This window comes from Parabacteroides sp. AF27-14 (assembly GCF_003635425.1).
In the GTDB taxonomy this organism is placed as follows: Bacteria; Bacteroidota; Bacteroidia; order Bacteroidales; family Tannerellaceae; genus Parabacteroides; species Parabacteroides distasonis.
The window spans coordinates 14,261-14,460 of sequence record NZ_QTLZ01000042.1 but is presented as its reverse complement, the minus strand read 5'-3'; the positions used below and the strand labels follow the sequence as shown (position 1 = coordinate 14,460).

Annotated in this window: 1 protein-coding gene; it reads right to left on the bottom strand. The window is 61.0% G+C overall.

Features of this window, described 5'->3' with window-relative positions; genetic code table 11:
• Positions 1-200: UDP-N-acetylglucosamine 2-epimerase (locus DWY79_RS21850; protein WP_199705273.1), on the bottom strand; the 200-nt coding region annotated here is incomplete at both ends.

The following is a 200-nucleotide window of genomic DNA, read 5'->3' as shown; positions in this document are numbered from 1 at the left end:
GCGATACGCCCCGTGACCTGCCGGTTCATCTCCTCCGGCCATGGGCTATAGATGTTGTGGGTACGAAGGCCGGCCTCTATATGACCTACAGGTATCTGTTGGTAGAAAGCGGCCAAGGCGGCCGCCGTGCTCGTGGTGGTATCCCCATGCACCAGCACGACATCGGGTGTCGCCTCACGCAACACGTCACGCATACCCAC